Below are 17,092 nucleotides of genomic sequence, written 5' to 3'. Positions count from 1 at the left end.
GATGGCCTCTTCGCGGGCAAGCCCGCTCCCACAGGGAATTGTGTGACTCATGGGTTGGCGTTTGCCTGGGGGAGCAGCTGGACGCCGAGGTAGAGCGCGAGCATTCCGTCCAGTTTTAGCGGATCGACGCCGCTGAGTTCGGCGATCCGCTCCATGCGATAACGCAAACTGTTGCGATGGATACCCAAGGCATCGGCACAGGCCTGGCTCTGGCCGTCGTGATCGCACCAACTGCGCAAGGTCGCCAACAACTGGCCGTTACTATCCTTGGCGATGACTTTGCGTAGCGGGCGCAGCAGTTCATCCAGCGCATCGTCGTTGCGGTGCCGCCAGAGCATCACCGGTAGCCGATAGCGGTTCAGCGTCAGCAAGCGCGAATGCGGCAACACATCACGCCCGTAGGCCAGCAAATCACCGACCCGCCGATAGCAGCGGCGCAACCCCGACAATCCATCGGCCTGCCCGCCCACAGCAATGCGCAAAATGTTCCAGCCGAGGCCATCGAGTTTCTCCAGCAGCCGATCATTTTCGATCGCAGGCGTCGCCGGTCGGCACCACAGCAACGAAGACTTGGCAGAGCTCACGCACCAACTGTCCGGATAACGCGACATCAGCCAGGCGCTGAGCGCTTCGACGGTCTGGCCCGGGCCATGTTCCATGCCCAACTCGAACAGGTACGGCACCCGCGTCAATTGCGGTTTGAGCCCCAGTTGCTGCGCTTCGTCCAGCAACCGCGGCGAATCCCCCGCCTCGCTGAGCAGCAGCGCCAGCAGATCGTCGCAACGCTGACGCCGCCATTGCTGCTCGGCCTGCTGATTGCGCTGCCCCACCAGCATCTCGGCGGTCATGCGCACCAGCTCGGCGTAGGTGCGCAATTGCTCAGGCTCGCCGGTGATGCCCAGCACACCAATCAAACGCTGATCGAGCAACAGCGGCAGGTTGATGCCCGGTTGCACGCCTTTGAGGTGAATCGCGGTTTGCGCGTCGATCTCCACCACGCGCCCGTTGGCCAACACCAGTTGCGCGCCTTCATGACGGGTGTTGATGCGCTCGGGCTCGCCGCTGCCGAGAATCAGCCCCTGGCTGTCCATGACGTTGACGTTGTAGGGCAGGATGGCCATCGCCCGGTCGACGATGTCCTGGGCCAGGTCGTGATCGAGTTCGAACATAGCGCGGATCCTTGAAAACGTGATGGGACGGGTTGTTCACCCGCACAGGCCTTGGTCATAAACCCTGTGCTCAGGCACAAAGACAACCACCCAAGGGGTGGCCGAGACTCATCGGGCGATCAACGTTACCCGTGCATCGCAAAAAATCATAATAAAGAGAGAGCCCGCCATGTCACAGAGCGCCGCAGCTACCCTGGCCACCGCTGACGACAAAAACGCCGTCTACAAACGCATTACCCTGCGTTTGATCCCCTTCATTTTCATCTGCTACCTGTTCAACTACCTCGACCGGGTGAACGTCGGGTTTGCCAAACTGCAGATGCTCGACGCACTGAAATTCAGCGAAACCGTGTACGGCCTCGGTGCCGGAATTTTCTTCATCGGCTACGTACTCTGCGGCGTACCGAGCAATCTGGCCCTGAGCAAATTCGGCCCGCGACGCTGGATCGCGCTGATGATGATCACCTGGGGCGCGCTCTCGACCTGCCTGCTGTTCGTCACCACACCGACCGAGTTCTACACCCTGCGCCTGTTTACCGGTGCGGCCGAAGCCGGGTTCTTCCCGGGCGTGGTGCTGTATCTCTCGCAGTGGTTCCCGACGTTCCGTCGTGGCCGCATCATGGCGCTGTTCATGTCGGCGATCCCGGTGTCCGGTCTGCTCGGCAGTCCGTTTTCTGGCTGGATTCTCAATCACTTCGGTGCGGGCCAAGCGGGTTTGGCCGGCTGGCAGTGGATGTTCCTGCTGCAAGGCATTCCGACCGTTATCCTCGGCGCCCTCGCCTACTTCCTGCTCAGCGACAGTTACGCCAACGCCAAATGGCTGACCCCTTACGAGCGCTCGGTACTTGAGGCCGATCACGCTGAAGACCTGGCCAGCAAACCGAAAACCGCTACCGATTCGCTGCTGGCGGTGTTCAAGAACCCGGCGATCTGGGCCTTCGGCCTGATTTATTTCTGCATTCAGAGCGGTGTCTACGCGATCAACTTCTGGTTGCCGTCGATCATCAAGAACCTCGGTTTCAGCGATAACCTGGTGATTGGTTGGCTCAGCGCGATTCCTTATTTGCTGGCGGCGGTGTTCATGCTGATGGTCGGCCGCTCGGCGGACCTGCGCAAAGAACGCCGCTGGCACTTGGTGGTGCCGATGCTGATGGGCGCGGTGGGTCTGCTGATTGCGGTGAACTTCGCCGCTAACCCGGCCATCGCCATTCTCGGCCTGACCATCGCGACCATGGGCGCCCTCACCGGCCTGCCGATGTTCTGGCCAGTCCCGACGGCCATGCTTAGCGCCGGTGCGGCTGCCGGTGGGTTGGCGTTGATCAACTCCATGGGGCAGATGGCGGGTTTTCTTAGTCCGTATCTGGTGGGTTGGGTCAAGGACAGCACCGGGTCGACTGATGCGGCGTTGTATTTGCTGGCGGGTGTGATTGTTTGTGGGAGTTTGCTGGCGTTGCGCATGACGCGGACGTTGCGGGCTTAAGGTTCTGCGAAAACAGAAACGGCCCTTTCGGGCCGTTTCTCATTTCATGGATGCACTATTGCTTTTGTGGCGAGAGAGCTTGCTCCCGTTGGGTTGCGAAGCGACCCAAAAATCTGCAGCCGCGGGTTTTCAGGCACACCGCATAAGCCGGTTTTGCGACTGCTTCGCAGCCGAGCGGGAGCGAGCTCCCTCGCCACAGGCAAGCTCCGAACCACAGATCTGCGCTAGCCCTGCGGGTCGAGATTATCCAGCACTCGATTGACCGCCAGCTCACCGTTCATCACGACCTGTTGAATCCCGAGCATCGTGCTGCGATAGGGTTCGCCCACCAATGCGGCAAAATCACTGAGCATCACGCTTGCCGATTTCATGGATTCGCAGGCGTGGGCCAGCAAACTTTCCGAATCGACATCGGGCGCAACGATAAACATTTTGCTGGGTTTGCGGGCAGGCTTCTTAGGTGGCTTGAGGTAATGATCGAGGGCGCGGTCTGCGGCTTCGTGGAGTTTTTTTGAATCGAGGGATTCGTAGGGAGATGTCGGATCTAATTCCGGTGGATTGGGTGTTGGTTTGAACATGGATGAAGCTCCAGGTAAGACATTAAGGAGCCATCACCCTCGCTACCAAGCGAAGGGTGGCGGCCGTACGCAGGTTGGTAGACCGGTTACCTGGTGCAAAACCCGGCGCATCCGAGGACGCCCTACGCATGACCGCCATAAAACAGAAGACGAAAAAAATCTCTGCATTACGTTGCGTTATGCGACAGGTAACCGGGCTACCAAACCCGATCGCTGTTATTCAGCGACAGGGAAACGATATAGCCTGGGCACAAGGCACACTAGCCGGCGGATTCTGGCGTAGTCGTAGGCAACGGCGCAAGGATGTGTAGCCTCTGAGAGCATCCCTCGACGCCATTTAAACATTGCCGTTTATTGCCACTTATCCAATGTGGGAGCGCTCTTGCTCGCGAAAGCGGTGTGTCAGGCAAAATTAATGTCGACTGACACGCCCTCTTCGCGAGCAAGCCCGCTCCCACAGGGGAACTGAGTCAATATTCCGATTGCTCCCAGTCACGGTTCTGGTATTTGATTAGGGCTTTCTGACCGGTAAAAGGATTTCGTCATGAGCTATCGCACGCTGGGTCATTCGGGTTTACAGGTGTCGACCCTCACATTGGGCACCATGATGTTCGGTGAACAGACCAGCACCGAAGATTCCCTGCGAATCATCGACAAGGCTTGGGATCAGGGCATCAATTTCATCGACACCGCGGACGTGTACACCAACGGCCGCTCCGAAGAGATCGTCGGCGAAGCGATTGCCGGCAACCGCCACGAATGGGTGCTGGCGACCAAGGTCGGTTTCGGCCCGGTGGACGGTGTGCCGAACCGCAGCGGCCTGAGCCGCAAGCACCTGTTCAATGGCATCGACGCCAGCCTGACGCGGTTGGGCACCGATTATCTGGACATCTATTACCTGCACCGCGAAGACCACGACACGCCGCTGGAAGTCACGGTATCGGCCATCGGCGATTTGATCCGCCAGGGCAAGGTTCGCTACTGGGGCCTGTCGAACTACCGTGGCTGGCGTATCGCTGAAGTGATTCGTGTGGCCGACAAACTGGGTGTCGACAGGCCGATCATCAGCCAGCCGCTGTACAACATCGTCAACCGTCAGGCAGAAACCGAGCAGATCACCGCCGCGCAAAACTATGGCCTCGGTGTGGTGCCATATAGTCCGCTGGCGCGTGGTGTGCTCAGCGGCAAGTACGCGCCCGACGTGACACCGGACGCCAACAGCCGCGCGGGGCGTCAGGACAAACGCATTCTGGAAACCGAATGGCGGGTTGAGTCGCTGCGCATTGCCCAACAGATCCAGGAATACACCCAGGGCCGTGGCGTGGGCATCGTCGAGTTCGCGATTGCCTGGGTGCTGAACAATCGCGCTGTGACTTCGGCCATCGTCGGGCCTCGGACGGAGGAGCAATGGGATGCATACACCAAGGCGCAGGCGGTGAAGATCACGGCTGAGGACGAGGCGTTTATTGATTCGCTGGTGACGCGGGGGCATGCGTCGACACCGGGGTTCAATGATGTGAGCCATTTCGTGTCCGGGCGTAAAACGCGTACGGCTTGAGATTTATCGCGAGCAAGCCCGCTCCCACAGGGTTTTGTGTCGGCCGCAGGTATTGAGTACACACCGGCCGAAATGTGGGAGCGGGCTTGCTCGCGAAGACGGTTTCACATTCAGTATTGATGTTGACTGGCAGACCGCTATCGCGGGCAAGCCCGCTCCCACAGGGATTTAGGTCAGCCGCAAATAATGTGTCCGCCATCGGTCAAAATGTGGGAGTGGACTTGCTCGCGAAGACGGTTTCACATTCAGTATTGATGTTGACTGGCAGACCGCTATCGCGGGCAAGCCCGCTCCCACAGGGATTTAGGTCAGCCGCAAATAATGTGTCCGCCATCGGTCAAAATGTGGGAGCGGGCTTGCTCGCGAAGACGGTTTCACATTCAGTATTGATGTTGACTGGCAGACCGCTATCGCGGGCAAGCCCGCTCCCACAGGGATTTAGGTCAGCCGCAAATAATGTGTCCGCCATCGGTCAAAATGTGGGAGCGGGCTTGCTCGCGAAGACGGTTTCACATTCAGTATTGATGTTGACTGGCAGACCGCTTTCGCGGGCAAGCCCGCTCCCACAGGGTTTTGTGGCGTTCTGCCGACTATGCTTTGGCTCAGATCCTGTGGGAGCTGGCTTGCCTGCGATAGCGATGCAACATTCAACCACAATGTTGGAAATATTGATCATGCGGCCAATATTCAACACAAAAACCACGTATCCTGCGCGGCCCGTTTGACCGTCAACCCGCGAGGGCAGTTTGTCTAAAGGTATCGCTTTATCGGTTTCAGCCTCGGTGCTGTTTGCCGTCATGTATTACTACACCTCGCTGCTCTCACCCTTGAACGGCGTGGAGATCTTCGGTTGGCGGATGCTGCTGACCGCGCCATGCATGACTGTGTTCATGGTGGTGTCCGGTGAGTGGAAGCGCGTGGTCGAGATTGTTCGGCGGCTGGCTGGCAAGCCGAAGCTGATTGTCGGCCTGATCGGCTCTGCAGTGCTGCTAGGCCTGCAACTCTGGTTGTTCATGTGGGCGCCGCTCAACGGTTATAGCCTTGATGTGTCGCTGGGGTATTTCCTGTTGCCGCTGTCGATGGTCCTGACTGGGCGAATCGCCTATGGCGAGCGTCTTTCCTATCTGCAGAAAATCGCCGTGTTCTTCGCCAGCCTCGGCGTGCTCAACGAGCTGTATCAGGTCGGCGGTTTTTCCTGGGCGACCTTGCTGGTGGTGGTTGGCTATCCGATTTATTTCATCCTGCGCAAGCGCTTGGCGACGGACAACCTTGGCGGGCTCTGGCTGGACATGGCTTTGATGCTGCCGGTGGCGTTCTGGTTTGTGCAGGGCGGTGAGCAAGGTTTCGGCGTGTTTGATCAACATCCATGGCTGTCGCTGTTGATCCCGATACTCGGGGTGATCAGTGCTTCGGCGCTGGTGGTCTACATCATTGCCAGTCGGCTGCTGCCGTTCAGCCTGTTCGGGTTGTTGAGTTACGTTGAGCCGGTGCTGTTGCTCGGCGTCGCGTTGCTGTTGGGGGAAAGCATCAAGCCCGGCGAATGGCTGACCTACATTCCGATCTGGCTGGCCGTCCTGGTATTGGTGTTTGAAGGGTTCAAGCATCTGGTCCGGCAACGACGCCGGCCTATGTAATTGTAGGAGCGAGGTTTGCCCGCGAAGCTTTTAGCGTCTTCAAGGTCCCCTTCGCGGGCAAGCCTCGCTCCTACAATGGTTTTGCGTGATCCCGCATAGTTTTACGTGATCCCCAAATTGTTTTGCATGATCCCAAAAAAAGCCCGCCCGGCAGTGATGCCGGGCGGGCTTTTTTCATAGTGTTGTCTCGTCCTGATTAAGGTTTACACCTTCTGACCTATCTTCAGGACTAGACATGTCATGGATTAGTCAGTGGAGAGCACACCCCGACGAACCTGGTCACGTTCGATGGATTCGAACAGTGCCTTGAAGTTGCCTTCGCCGAAACCATCGTCGCCTTTACGCTGGATGAATTCGAAGAACACCGGGCCCATCAGGGTTTCCGAGAAGATCTGCAGCAGCAGACGCTTGTCGCCCGACTCGGACGAACCGTCCAGCAAAATGCCCCGCGCTTGCAATTCGTTGACCGGCTCGCCGTGGTTCGGCAAACGGCCTTCGAGCATTTCGTAGTAGGTTTCCGGCGGCGGTGTCATGAAGCGCATGCCGATACTTTTCAGGTGATCCCAGGTCTTGATCAGGTCATCGCTGAGGAAGGCCACGTGCTGGATGCCCTCACCGTTGAACTGCATCAGGAACTCTTCGATCTGCCCGGCGCCCTTGGACGACTCTTCGTTCAGCGGGATACGGATCATGCCGTCCGGCGCGGTCATGGCCTTGGAGGTCAGGCCGGTGTATTCGCCTTTGATATCGAAGTAGCGGATTTCACGGAAGTTGAACAGCTTCTCGTAGAAGTTGGCCCAGTAAGCCATGCGACCGCGATACACGTTGTGGGTCAGGTGATCGATGATCTTCAGGCCGGCGCCGACCGGGTTGCGGTCCACGCCTTCGATGAATACGAAATCGATGTCGTAGATCGAACTGCCTTCGCCGAAACGGTCGATCAGGTACAGCGGCGCACCACCGATCCCTTTGATCGCCGGCAGATGCAGCTCCATCGGACCGGTTTCGATGTGGATCGGTTGGGCACCGAGCTCCAGGGCTCGCTTATAGGCTTTTTGCGAATCCTTGACGCGGAACGCCATGCCGCACACCGACGGGCCATGCTCGGCCGCGAAGTACGACGCCACGCTGTTGGGTTCGTTGTTGAGGATCAGGTTGATCGCGCCCTGACGATACAGGTGCACATCTTTGGAACGGTGGGTCGCGACCTTGCTGAAGCCCATGATCTCGAAGATAGGCTCCAGGGTGTTAGGGGTCGGCGATGCGAATTCGATGAACTCAAAGCCCATCAGGCCCATTGGGTTTTCGTATAAATCTGCCATTTTGGCGCCTCATCATTTCTTATCAATTAACGGATCGTTAGTTGCTAGCAATGCTGAGACCGGCGGGTGGCGCGCAGGAGATGCCCCGCACACTGCGGGCGAGGAAGTCACCGTAGATCAATTGAAACCCAAATATCTTCATTGTCGACCCAAGGCTATTACGGGCGAGGCTTCTGCTGCCAGAAGACGATTATTCTTATATGCGTAACCCGATTCTACACAGCGTAAATCGGTTGTCCATCCTTCTTATAAAATCCCCCTTTTCGCAGCCTGTGCAAGCGGTTTGTTGCACAGAAAAATTCCCGTCAGAATCAGCCCGCCGCCCAGACACATCACCAGGGTCAATTGCTCGCCCAGCAACAACGCGCCAAAAAGAACGGCGGTCAGTGGGTTCAATGCGATGAACACGCCCGAACGCGTCGCACCGATTTTGCGGATACCGTCGTAGTAACCAATATAGGCCAATGCCGAACCCAGCACGCCCAGGTACATCAGGCTCAACCATTGTTGCGTGGTGAGCTGAACGAGCGCCGCGACACTCAGCTCACCACGCACGGCACTGGTCACCCAGAGCATCAGCGTGCCCAGCAAAATCGAGTACGTCACCGTCTGCACCGGCCCCAGCGCCTGATTCAGGCCTTTGGAGAACAGCGAATAAATGCCCCAACCGAGCACGCAGCCGAAGATCAACAGATCGCCGATCCAGGCATCAGTACCACCGGCCAGTAACTGCGGATTGCGGCTGACGATCACCAGACTGGCGCCGGCAATGCAGATCGCAATACCCGCCACTTTCGCTCCGCTCAGTCGCTCCTTGAACAACAGCCACGACACCAGGCCGATCACCGCCGGGTTCAATGCCACGATCAACGACGCCCGCGATGCGTTGATGTAATGCAGCCCGTAAAAGAAGCACAGGTTGTAGAAGAAGATCCCAAAAAAACCCAACAGCGTCAGTTGCAGCCATTGCCGAGGGCTGGGGCGCACCAAAGGCACCCGCGCCAGCAACAGAAACAGCAGCAACGCCACGCTCGCCAGCAAGAACCGCAGGCTCGCGGCCAATAACGGGCTGAGACTGTCGGCCAGAAACCGCCCGGCAACGAACGTCCCGCCCCAGATCATGGTGACCGCTGCCAGTTTCAGATAAACCGGTACATCCGAGGAATTCGCCAGGGTCTGTTCACACGTAGTCATAAGTCTCCACCATCAGAAATCGGGCACATGGCGTATCATTCGACTAATCCAAGATCATCGTAAAATGAGTAAATACTCATGACCCTGACTCAACTCGAGATTTTCTCGCTGGTGGCCGAACTGCGCGGCTTCACGGCGGCGGCCCATCGCTTGGAGATTTCCCAATCCGCGGTGTCCCACGCGCTCAAGTCGCTGGAACAGGAATTGGGCGTTGAACTGCTGCGCCGGCATCAATCCCAGGTCGAGCTGAGTGACATCGGCCAGCAGCTATTACTGCGCGCGCGGGCGATGCTCGGGCTGGCCAACACGTTGCGTCAGGAAGCGGCGGATGCCCGAGGAATGAAACGCGGCACCCTGCGCATTGGCTCGTTCGGTCCGACTTCATCGATCAAACTACTGCCGAGAATCCTGCAGCATTACCGCGCCGCACACCCAGGCATCGAGGTTCATATCGACGAAGGCCCGGATCGCCAGGTAATCCAGTGGCTGGAAGAACGACGTATCGATATAGGCTTCGTGGTATTGCCGCAGGAACGTTTCGACACTTTCAGGCTGATCGAAGACCAGATGGTCGCACTGCTGCCTGCCGGCCATGCGCTGGCCGGTCACGACAGTTTGAGTTTGAGCGATTTGTGCCACGATCCTTTTGTGCTGACCGAAGCAGGGTCTTCGGAACTGGTGTCGCGCTTATTCAGTGCGGCGCGATTGACGCCGAACATTCGCTATCGCTGCTCGCAGTTGCTCAGCACGCTGGACACCGTCGGCCGTGGCGATGCCCTGACCGTTGTCGCCGAAGGTTCATTGCCTGACGACAACGACAGCCGCTACGTGAAAAAACCGCTGTCGCCGCCGGTCAGCCGCCAGGTCGGGCTGGCGGTGCTCGATCAGCGTCAGTCATCACCTGCGACGCTGGCCTTTATCAAACTGGCCTCAAGTCTGCATGAACATTGAGCGGCATAAGCGCCGACGGCCAACTATCATGCCTGAACTCTTTCGGAAGGCGGGTTGTCCTGCCAGCCTTTGAGAGCCCTCTTTTATCGCGATGGATTTGCGAATGCCACTGAACGTCAAAAGCCGCCGCAAGCGTGGCACCCGAATCGCCGTGACTGTTCTGAGCGGGCTGCTTCCGGTGTTGCTGGGGTTCGCCATTCTCTATCTGCAAGCTGAACGCACCCTCAAGCAAAGTACTGAACTGACTGGCGAAGAAGCCATTCGCCAATTCGAATTGATGCTCGACAACACCGCCCAAGCGGCGCAGGAGCTAGTGCCGCTGGCCGGCCAAAACTGCAACGACGTCAAACTGGCCCTGCGTGAACAAGTTACCCGCCGGCCGTTCGTGCGCTCGACCAATCTTGTGTGGGACAACAACCTCTATTGCAGTTCGCTGTTCGGTGAATACCAGGAAAAGATCATTCCCGGCGACTACACCCAAGGCCAGCTATGGCTTATGAACGGCAATCCGGTCACACCCAATACTGCATTGTTGGTGTATCGGCTTAGCGAAGGAAACCAGGGCGCATTGTCCACCCTGGACGGTTATCACCTGAGTAACGTGCTGCGCCTGATTGGTCGCCAAACATTATTGTTGCTGCAAGTCGGCCCTCACTGGTTGTCCGCCGATGGCAAAGTCCACGACAACGCCCTGCCCGTCTTGCCGGTGGCGCAAAACACCTTGGCGTCTGCGCGATATGCCTTCACGGTGGTCGCCGGCTTCCCCGAGGGAGAGACTTGGCGTTACATGCGCAGTGAGTACCCGCCGCTGTTCAGTCTGTTGATGTTCTTCGGTGTGGTATCGGGCTCGATCGGGCATGTCCTGCAGAAGCGCTCGACGTCGCCTAGTCGTGAAATGCAGCGGGCACTGGAGGCAGCAGAGTTCATTCCTTACTTTCAGCCCGTGGTGCATGGCGACAATAAGCAGTGGTCCGGCACCGAAGTATTGATGCGTTGGCAACATCCCAAGGAAGGCCTGGTGCGCCCTGATCTGTTCATCCCGTTTGCCGAACATTCCGGGCTGATCGTGCCGATGACTCGCTCCTTGATGAAACAGACCGCCGCATTGCTGGCACCCTTGTCGGCGTCGTTCGAGGGGCCATTTCACATTGGCATCAACATCACCGCCAGTCACTGCCGGGATCTGGAACTGGTCGAAGACTGCCGCGAATTTCTCGGCGCTTTCGCCCCGGGCAGCATCAACCTGGTACTGGAACTGACCGAACGCGAACTCATCGAGCCAACAGCCATCACCCTGCAATTGTTCGAGCAGCTTCACGGGTTGGGCGTGATGATTGCGATCGATGACTTCGGCACTGGCCACTCAAGCCTGGGTTATTTACGTCAGTTCAATGTGGATTTCCTGAAGATCGATCAGAGCTTTGTCGCCATGATCGGTGTCGACGCCCTCTCCCGGCACATTCTGGACAGCATCATTGAGCTCTCGGCCAAACTCGATCTGGGTATCGTCGCCGAAGGCGTGGAAACGGCGGAACAAAGTGACTATCTGACAGCCCACGGCGTGAACTTTCTACAAGGTTATCTGTTTGGCCGACCGATGCCCGGCGCAGAATTCATTAGAGCATTAAGTGATCATTAACTAACCACTTTAAGCACCGAGATCATGATGATACGCACCAAATTGAATCAAAAGACTACTCTTGTTACATGAAGAAAAAGTCAGGATTTACTCTTGGCCAATTAACTACTACAATTTTTCATACCTGTGCAGAACTGGCAGGTGCGCCATTATCACCGAGTCGCTTCAAGGCTCTTGGCTTATAGCTTTGTTTGCGGTTGGTATCAGCCAAACACACTATTGGAGTAAAGATATTGTCCAGACTCGCTGAATTCCGTGCAGCTGAAAAGGCCCTTCAAGAACAGCTCAAGCAGTTGGAATCGCTGAAGAACGATGCCGGGCTCAAGAAAGAAATCGAATTCGAAGAAAAGCTCCAGGGGCTGATGAAAACCTACGGCAAGAGCTTGCGCGACATCATCGCCATCCTCGATCCGAACCCGGCAAAATCCGGCCTGCAGCAGGCAACAGCGCCTAAAACCCGCCGCGCTCGCGTGGTCAAGGTCTATCAGAACCCGCACACCGGGGAACTGATTGAAACCAAGGGCGGCAACCACCGCGGCCTGAAAGCCTGGAAGGAACAATACGGCGCCGCTACCGTTGATTCCTGGCTGCGAGCCTAAGCACTCATGGTCATAAGAAAAGCCCTGCCAATGCAGGGCTTTTTCATGAGTGGCGTCTAAATGTAACGATAGTCGTCGATCAACTCGTTACATATCGCTCAACTTTATGCTTAATCCCTTTGGCTATCTAAAAAATGCCGAACACGCTGAAATCTACTGATACGCAAACCTCAAACTAAAGTTTCAAGCTGTTTCGAGCCGCCGCTATGTCGTCCTGACTTGCCTTATAAACCTCTGCCTGCCCCGCATAGGAAAGAACATAGGCCTTATCGGCGTCTACCGCTGCGACCAATGTTTGAGACAGCACATGTCGACCATTCTGCGTAATCGTGCAGGTAGTTTCCAGCGCCGATAGCCGGCTCAAGGTAGTCGGGTGAATTTTAGTGCAAACGCTCTGATACCCACTCTGAAAAAAGTCCTTTTGCACCGACTTGCGCATTTCCAGCAACACACCTTCCAAATTCACCTGATGACCACTTTCTACCTGGGTCATGGTCAATTCCATCACCATCACCGGTGTACCGTCCTGATCGTTTTTTACCGCGCGCTGCCGGGACACCTGCGGTTTAGCCTCGTCTTGTGGAACGACCTCGACGGTCCATCCGTTTGGCCAGGTCATGACCGGAGACTCTGCATAAGCGGGGGTAACACCTGAAAGCAGACACAGCAGGACGAACATCGATTGACAGAATCGGGTCATTGCAATGAACACTCACGAATTGAGCCGTAAAGTCTGAGCCTCGCCTGGCTCTCAGGCAAGCCTGCGGTTTTGGTTTGGCGATGCCGAGGCCCTTGCGTATCATTGAAAGTATTCTTAACCCCATACATTTGCCGGAGGGCCCATGAGCCTGCATGAACTCAATACATTTCCCGGCGTGACCGCCCAGCCCGACACCGCTACCCAGAAGTTCGTCTTCAACCACACCATGTTGCGAGTCAAGGACATCACCCGGTCGCTGGATTTCTACACCCGTGTCCTGGGTTTTTCGCTGGTGGAAAAACGCGACTTCCCGGAAGCCGAATTCAGCCTGTATTTCCTGGCGCTAGTCGATAAAAACCAGATCCCGGCCGATGCCGCAGCGCGCACCGAGTGGATGAAATCGATCCCCGGCATTCTCGAACTGACTCACAACCACGGCACCGAGAACGACGCGGATTTCGCCTATCACAATGGCAACACCGACCCACGCGGCTTCGGCCATATCTGCATTTCGGTGCCGGACATTCGTGCGGCATGCGAACGCTTTGAAGCGCTGGGCTGCGATTTCCAGAAACGCCTGAACGACGGTCGCATGAAGAGCCTGGCCTTCATCAAGGACCCGGATGGTTACTGGGTCGAAATCATTCAGCCTGCCCCGATGTAAACCCCGCCGCAGAACTGATCGTTCCCACGCTCTGCGTGGGAATGCAGCCCGGGACGCTCCGCGTCCCATCCAGAGCCGAACGCGGAGCGTCCGTTGAGGCATTCCCACGCAGAGCGTGGGAACGATCAGTGCAGGACACAAAAACCCCATGATCGCTCATGGGGTTTTGTGTTTTCAGCGTCGGCGTTTATGCAGGTGCCGAGGTGCGGATCAAGTGATCGAATGCGCTCAGGGAAGCCTTGGCGCCCTCGCCCACCGCAATAACGATCTGCTTGTACGGCACGGTGGTGACGTCACCGGCCGCGAACACGCCGGGCATCGACGTTTCGCCACGAGCATCGACGATGATCTCGCCGCGCGGCGACAGTTCGATGGTGCCTTTGAGCCAATCAGTGTTAGGCAACAGACCGATCTGCACGAAGATCCCTTCCAGCTCGACAGTGCGCAATTCGTCCGACTGACGATCCTTGTAACGCAGGCCGTTGACCTTTTGGCCATCGCCGGTCACTTCAGTGGTTTGCGCACTGGTGATCACCGTAACGTTCGGCAGGCTGTGCAACTTGCGCTGCAACACCGCGTCGGCGCGCAGTTGTACGTCGAATTCCAGCAGGGTCACGTGGGACACGATACCAGCAAGGTCGATAGCCGCTTCGACGCCGGAGTTACCGCCGCCGATCACCGCCACACGCTTGCCTTTGAACAGCGGACCGTCGCAGTGCGGGCAGTACGCCACGCCCTTGTTGCGGTATTGCTGCTCACCGGGAACGTTCATTTCACGCCACCGGGCGCCGGTCGCCAAAATCACGGTCTTGGCTTTCAACGAGGCACCGCTGGCGAAATGGATTTCGTGCAGTTCGCCATTTTTGCCCGGCACCAGCTTGTCGGCGCGTTGCAGGTTCATGATGTCCACGTCGTACTGCTTGACGTGCTCTTCCAGCGCCACGGCCAGTTTCGGCCCTTCGGTTTCCTGCACGGAGATGAAGTTCTCGATGGCCATGGTGTCGAGCACCTGACCACCAAAACGTTCAGCCGCCACACCGGTGCGAATGCCTTTACGAGCAGCGTAGATCGCCGCCGAAGCACCGGCCGGGCCACCGCCGACGACCAGTACATCAAAGGCTTCTTTGGCACTGATTTTCTCGGCCTGGCGCTCGATGCCACTGGTGTCGATTTTGGCGAGGATCTCTTCCAGGCCCATGCGGCCCTGGCCGAAGTTGACGCCGTTCAGGTAAATGCTTGGCACGGCCATGATCTGGCGCTCGTCGACTTCGGCCTGAAACAGCGCGCCATCGATGGCGACGTGGCGGATGTTCGGGTTCAGCACAGCCATCAGGTTCAATGCCTGGACCACATCCGGGCAGTTCTGGCAGGACAGCGAGAAGTAAGTCTCGAAGCTGAACTCGCCTTTGAGCGAGCGGATCTGTTCGATCACTTCGATACTGGATTTCGAAGGGTGACCACCAACTTGCAGCAGGGCCAGCACCAAGGATGTGAATTCATGGCCCATCGGGATACCGGCGAAACGCAGGCTGATGTCGGCCCCTGGGCGGTTGATCGAAAACGACGGTTTACGCGCATCGTTACCGTTGTCGAGCAACGTAATCTGGGTGGAAAGACTGGCAACGTCTTTGAGTAATGCGAGCATTTCCTGGGATTTCGCACCGTCGTCGAGGGAAGCAACGATCTCGATCGGCTGGGTGACCCGTTCCAGGTACGATTTCAACTGGGCTTTAAGATTGGCGTCCAACATACGGGCGATTTCCATGTGTTTGATAAAAAGAAGTCGAAAAAAAACGCCCGAGCGAATCTCGCCCGGGCGTTTTTGAGGGCGGTGCAGCTTACTTAGGAGGTGCGGAGTTCCGCCCTGGTGAAGCGCGTCACAGACTTAGATCTTGCCGACCAGGTCCAGGGACGGAGCCAGAGTGGCCTCGCCTTCTTTCCACTTGGCTGGGCAAACCTGGCCTGGGTGAGCAGCAACGTACTGAGCAGCCTTGATTTTGCGCAGCAGCTCGGAAGCGTCACGACCTACACCGCCGTCGTTCAGCTCAACGATTTTGATCTGCCCTTCAGGGTTGATCACGAAGGTGCCACGGTCAGCCAGACCAGCTTCTTCGATCAGCACGTCGAAGTTGCGGGAGATAGCGTGAGTCGGGTCGCCGATCATGGTGTACTGGATTTTGCCGATGGCTGGCGAAGTGTTGTGCCAGGCAGCGTGGGCAAAGTGGGTATCGGTGGAAACGCTGTAGATCTCGACGCCCAGTTTCTGGAACGCGTCGTAGTTGTCAGCCAGGTCTTCCAGTTCGGTCGGGCAAACGAAGGTGAAGTCGGCTGGGTAGAAGAACACGACAGACCACTTGCCTTTCAGGTCAGCGTCCGACACTTGTACGAAGTCGCCATTTTTGTAGGCGGTAGCTTTGAACGGTTTAACTTGGCTGTTGATGATAGGCATCGATGACTCTCCGTCAGGGGTTAAGAAGTTGATGAAGTGAATCCTACCCACCCGATCGCCGGTTGGCTCATTGGCAAACCTGATGCTGCTGATTGGTTTTCGCTATTAGCCGACAGTATTAATAGAAGAAAACGTGATCTACAGGGCCAATGGCTTTTCAGCGATTCGGGTCATCCCGATAAACGGGCTGGCTTCAACATAGCGCATGGCGGACTTCATATCCTTCCAGCCCACGTAATTCATCAACGACTTCAAATCCCAACCGCTTTGATGAGCCCAAGTGGCAAAGCCACGCCGCAAGGAGTGACTGGTGTAGTGCTCGGCCGCAATACCGGCGCGCTCCAGTGCCTGGCGCAACAACGGGATCACACTATTGGCGTGCAAGCCCTCCTCGCTCAAATGGCCCCAGCGGTCGATACCCCGGAACACCGGCCCGCGGACCAACGCCGCTTCAGTGATCCATTGGATATAGGCCTGCACTGGACATAAACGCTGCAAGGCTGGCGTCTGGTACGTCTGGCCGAGGTTCTCGCGGTCGCTCTTGCTGCGTGGCAGGTAGAGGGTGATGCCGGAGCCGGCGCTGGCCCGCACATGTTCAATCTGTACCCGGCACAACTCATCACTACGAAAACCGCGCCAAAAACCCAACAGGATTAACGCTGTGTCGCGCCTGGCCCGCAGCAACCCCGGTTGATCGCCCTGCGCCTTGGCGGTTTGCGCTTCCTGCTCCAGCCAGGCCACCACTTGCTCCAGGTGCTGAAGCTGCAACGGCTCGGCCTGTTTCTCCTGCGCTGGGTGCAGCGCGCGAATGCCCTTGAACACTTTGCGCACCACGGGCGCCTTGGTGGGATCGGCGAACCCCTGACTGTTGTGCCACTGCGCCAACGCGGACAAGCGCAACTTCAACGTATTGATCGACAGCACGCCCGCATGCGCGACCAGATAGCGTGCCACGCTATCGCCGGTCGCCGGCAGGAACCCGCCCCAACTGACTTCGAAATGCTCGATGGCCGCGCGATAGCTGCGACGAGTGTTGTCGCGCGTGGCGGCTTGCAGGTAGCGATCCAGTTCGGTCATGGGCTCAGTTCTCGAAAACGTACCGCACTGGCGGATGAAACCTGAATTACAGCGCATCACACGGGGTAATACCAGTAT

General features: G+C 57.4%; 15 protein-coding genes. 7 read left to right on the top strand and 8 right to left on the bottom strand.

Going from position 1 to position 17,092, the window contains the following annotated elements:
* Positions 1-47: 47 nt before the first annotated feature.
* Positions 48-1,169 (bottom strand): sugar diacid recognition domain-containing protein, encoded by a 1,122-nt coding sequence (locus AB3226_RS28820; protein ID WP_367375553.1) that lies wholly within the window; start codon positions 1,167-1,169, stop codon positions 48-50.
* A gap of 169 nt (positions 1,170-1,338) precedes the next feature.
* Here AB3226_RS28820 and AB3226_RS28815 point away from each other — a divergent pair, with 169 nt between their 5' ends.
* Entirely contained in the window at positions 1,339-2,649 is a 1,311-nt protein-coding gene (locus tag AB3226_RS28815) for an MFS transporter (protein ID WP_367375552.1), read from the top strand.
* A gap of 224 nt (positions 2,650-2,873) precedes the next feature.
* Here the strand turns inward: AB3226_RS28815 and AB3226_RS28810 are convergent, their stop codons facing one another.
* On the bottom strand, positions 2,874-3,227 hold the full coding sequence (locus AB3226_RS28810) for a DUF6124 family protein (RefSeq protein WP_367375551.1): 354 nt from the start codon (positions 3,225-3,227) through the stop codon (positions 2,874-2,876).
* A gap of 544 nt (positions 3,228-3,771) precedes the next feature.
* Here AB3226_RS28810 and AB3226_RS28805 point away from each other — a divergent pair.
* Both AB3226_RS28805 and rarD read left to right on the top strand, forming a co-directional pair.
* Positions 3,772-4,785, top strand: coding sequence for an aldo/keto reductase (locus AB3226_RS28805; protein WP_367375550.1), 1,014 nt, complete (start codon positions 3,772-3,774; stop codon positions 4,783-4,785).
* Positions 4,786-5,531: 746 nt separating this feature from the next.
* The gene (gene rarD, locus AB3226_RS28800; protein ID WP_367375549.1) at positions 5,532-6,419 is read left to right on the top strand and encodes an EamA family transporter RarD; all 888 of its coding nucleotides are present in this window, start codon (positions 5,532-5,534) and stop codon (positions 6,417-6,419) included.
* 245 nt (positions 6,420-6,664) lie between these two features.
* Here rarD and hppD read toward each other — a convergent pair whose 3' ends face one another.
* Positions 6,665-7,741, bottom strand: a complete 1,077-nt coding sequence (hppD, locus tag AB3226_RS28795) for a 4-hydroxyphenylpyruvate dioxygenase (protein ID WP_367375548.1) — start codon at positions 7,739-7,741, stop codon at positions 6,665-6,667.
* A gap of 246 nt (positions 7,742-7,987) precedes the next feature.
* On the bottom strand, positions 7,988-8,935 hold the full coding sequence (locus AB3226_RS28790) for a DMT family transporter (protein WP_367375547.1): 948 nt from the start codon (positions 8,933-8,935) through the stop codon (positions 7,988-7,990).
* Positions 8,936-9,013: 78 nt separating this feature from the next.
* Between AB3226_RS28790 and AB3226_RS28785 the strand changes: the two genes are divergently transcribed.
* From AB3226_RS28785 to AB3226_RS28775, 3 genes are all read left to right on the top strand, one after another.
* On the top strand, positions 9,014-9,886 hold the full coding sequence (locus AB3226_RS28785) for a LysR family transcriptional regulator (RefSeq protein ID WP_367375546.1): 873 nt from the start codon (positions 9,014-9,016) through the stop codon (positions 9,884-9,886).
* A 103-nt stretch (positions 9,887-9,989) separates the two neighbouring features.
* On the top strand, positions 9,990-11,525 hold the full coding sequence (locus AB3226_RS28780; RefSeq protein WP_367375545.1) for an EAL domain-containing protein: 1,536 nt from the start codon (positions 9,990-9,992) through the stop codon (positions 11,523-11,525).
* 233 nt (positions 11,526-11,758) lie between these two features.
* Entirely contained in the window at positions 11,759-12,124 is a 366-nt protein-coding gene (locus AB3226_RS28775) for a histone-like nucleoid-structuring protein, MvaT/MvaU family (RefSeq protein ID WP_253422880.1), read from the top strand.
* A gap of 175 nt (positions 12,125-12,299) precedes the next feature.
* Here AB3226_RS28775 and AB3226_RS28770 read toward each other — a convergent pair whose 3' ends face one another.
* Positions 12,300-12,824, bottom strand: coding sequence for a DUF4946 domain-containing protein (locus AB3226_RS28770; protein WP_367375544.1), 525 nt, complete (start codon positions 12,822-12,824; stop codon positions 12,300-12,302).
* A gap of 142 nt (positions 12,825-12,966) precedes the next feature.
* Here AB3226_RS28770 and gloA point away from each other — a divergent pair, with 142 nt between their 5' ends.
* The gene (gene gloA, locus AB3226_RS28765) at positions 12,967-13,488 is read left to right on the top strand and encodes a lactoylglutathione lyase (protein ID WP_305501841.1); all 522 of its coding nucleotides are present in this window, start codon (positions 12,967-12,969) and stop codon (positions 13,486-13,488) included.
* 187 nt (positions 13,489-13,675) lie between these two features.
* On the opposite strand, the gene ahpF is transcribed toward gloA, so the two are convergent.
* The 3 genes from ahpF to AB3226_RS28750 form a co-directional block, all read right to left on the bottom strand.
* Positions 13,676-15,238 (bottom strand): alkyl hydroperoxide reductase subunit F, encoded by a 1,563-nt coding sequence (ahpF, locus tag AB3226_RS28760; RefSeq protein ID WP_367375543.1) that lies wholly within the window; start codon positions 15,236-15,238, stop codon positions 13,676-13,678.
* Positions 15,239-15,373: 135 nt separating this feature from the next.
* Positions 15,374-15,937: an alkyl hydroperoxide reductase subunit C gene (gene ahpC, locus AB3226_RS28755; RefSeq protein WP_008155117.1), complete on the bottom strand. Its 564-nt coding sequence runs from the start codon at positions 15,935-15,937 to the stop codon at positions 15,374-15,376.
* Between the two features lie 138 nt (positions 15,938-16,075).
* Positions 16,076-17,014 carry a site-specific integrase gene (locus tag AB3226_RS28750; RefSeq protein WP_367375542.1) on the bottom strand — a complete coding sequence of 313 codons (939 nt, stop codon included), beginning with the start codon at positions 17,012-17,014 and terminating at the stop codon, positions 16,076-16,078.
* Positions 17,015-17,092: the final 78 nt, after the last annotated feature.

Origin of the sequence: Pseudomonas lini (assembly GCF_964063345.1) — a bacterium.
Taxonomy (GTDB): Bacteria; Pseudomonadota; Gammaproteobacteria; order Pseudomonadales; family Pseudomonadaceae; genus Aquipseudomonas; species Aquipseudomonas lini_B.
The sequence above is the reverse complement of the archived record's forward strand: the minus strand, read 5'-3'. Positions and strand labels throughout refer to the sequence as shown.

Excerpts from the sequence above, each read along its gene's own strand:
- AB3226_RS28820 (WP_367375553.1), bottom strand. The coding sequence starts at position 1,169 with ATGTTCGAACTCGATCACGACCTGGCCCAGGACATCGTCGACCGGGCG.
- AB3226_RS28815 (WP_367375552.1), top strand. The coding sequence starts at position 1,339 with ATGTCACAGAGCGCCGCAGCTACCCTGGCCACCGCTGACGACAAAAAC.
- AB3226_RS28810 (WP_367375551.1), bottom strand. The coding sequence starts at position 3,227 with ATGTTCAAACCAACACCCAATCCACCGGAATTAGATCCGACATCTCCC.
- AB3226_RS28805 (WP_367375550.1), top strand. The coding sequence starts at position 3,772 with ATGAGCTATCGCACGCTGGGTCATTCGGGTTTACAGGTGTCGACCCTC.
- hppD (WP_367375548.1), bottom strand. The coding sequence starts at position 7,741 with ATGGCAGATTTATACGAAAACCCAATGGGCCTGATGGGCTTTGAGTTC.
- AB3226_RS28790 (WP_367375547.1), bottom strand. The coding sequence starts at position 8,935 with ATGACTACGTGTGAACAGACCCTGGCGAATTCCTCGGATGTACCGGTT.
- AB3226_RS28785 (WP_367375546.1), top strand. The coding sequence starts at position 9,014 with ATGACCCTGACTCAACTCGAGATTTTCTCGCTGGTGGCCGAACTGCGC.
- AB3226_RS28780 (WP_367375545.1), top strand. The coding sequence starts at position 9,990 with ATGCCACTGAACGTCAAAAGCCGCCGCAAGCGTGGCACCCGAATCGCC.
- AB3226_RS28770 (WP_367375544.1), bottom strand. The coding sequence starts at position 12,824 with ATGACCCGATTCTGTCAATCGATGTTCGTCCTGCTGTGTCTGCTTTCA.
- gloA (WP_305501841.1), top strand. The coding sequence starts at position 12,967 with ATGAGCCTGCATGAACTCAATACATTTCCCGGCGTGACCGCCCAGCCC.
- ahpF (WP_367375543.1), bottom strand. The coding sequence starts at position 15,238 with ATGTTGGACGCCAATCTTAAAGCCCAGTTGAAATCGTACCTGGAACGG.
- ahpC (WP_008155117.1), bottom strand. The coding sequence starts at position 15,937 with ATGCCTATCATCAACAGCCAAGTTAAACCGTTCAAAGCTACCGCCTAC.
- AB3226_RS28750 (WP_367375542.1), bottom strand. The coding sequence starts at position 17,014 with ATGACCGAACTGGATCGCTACCTGCAAGCCGCCACGCGCGACAACACT.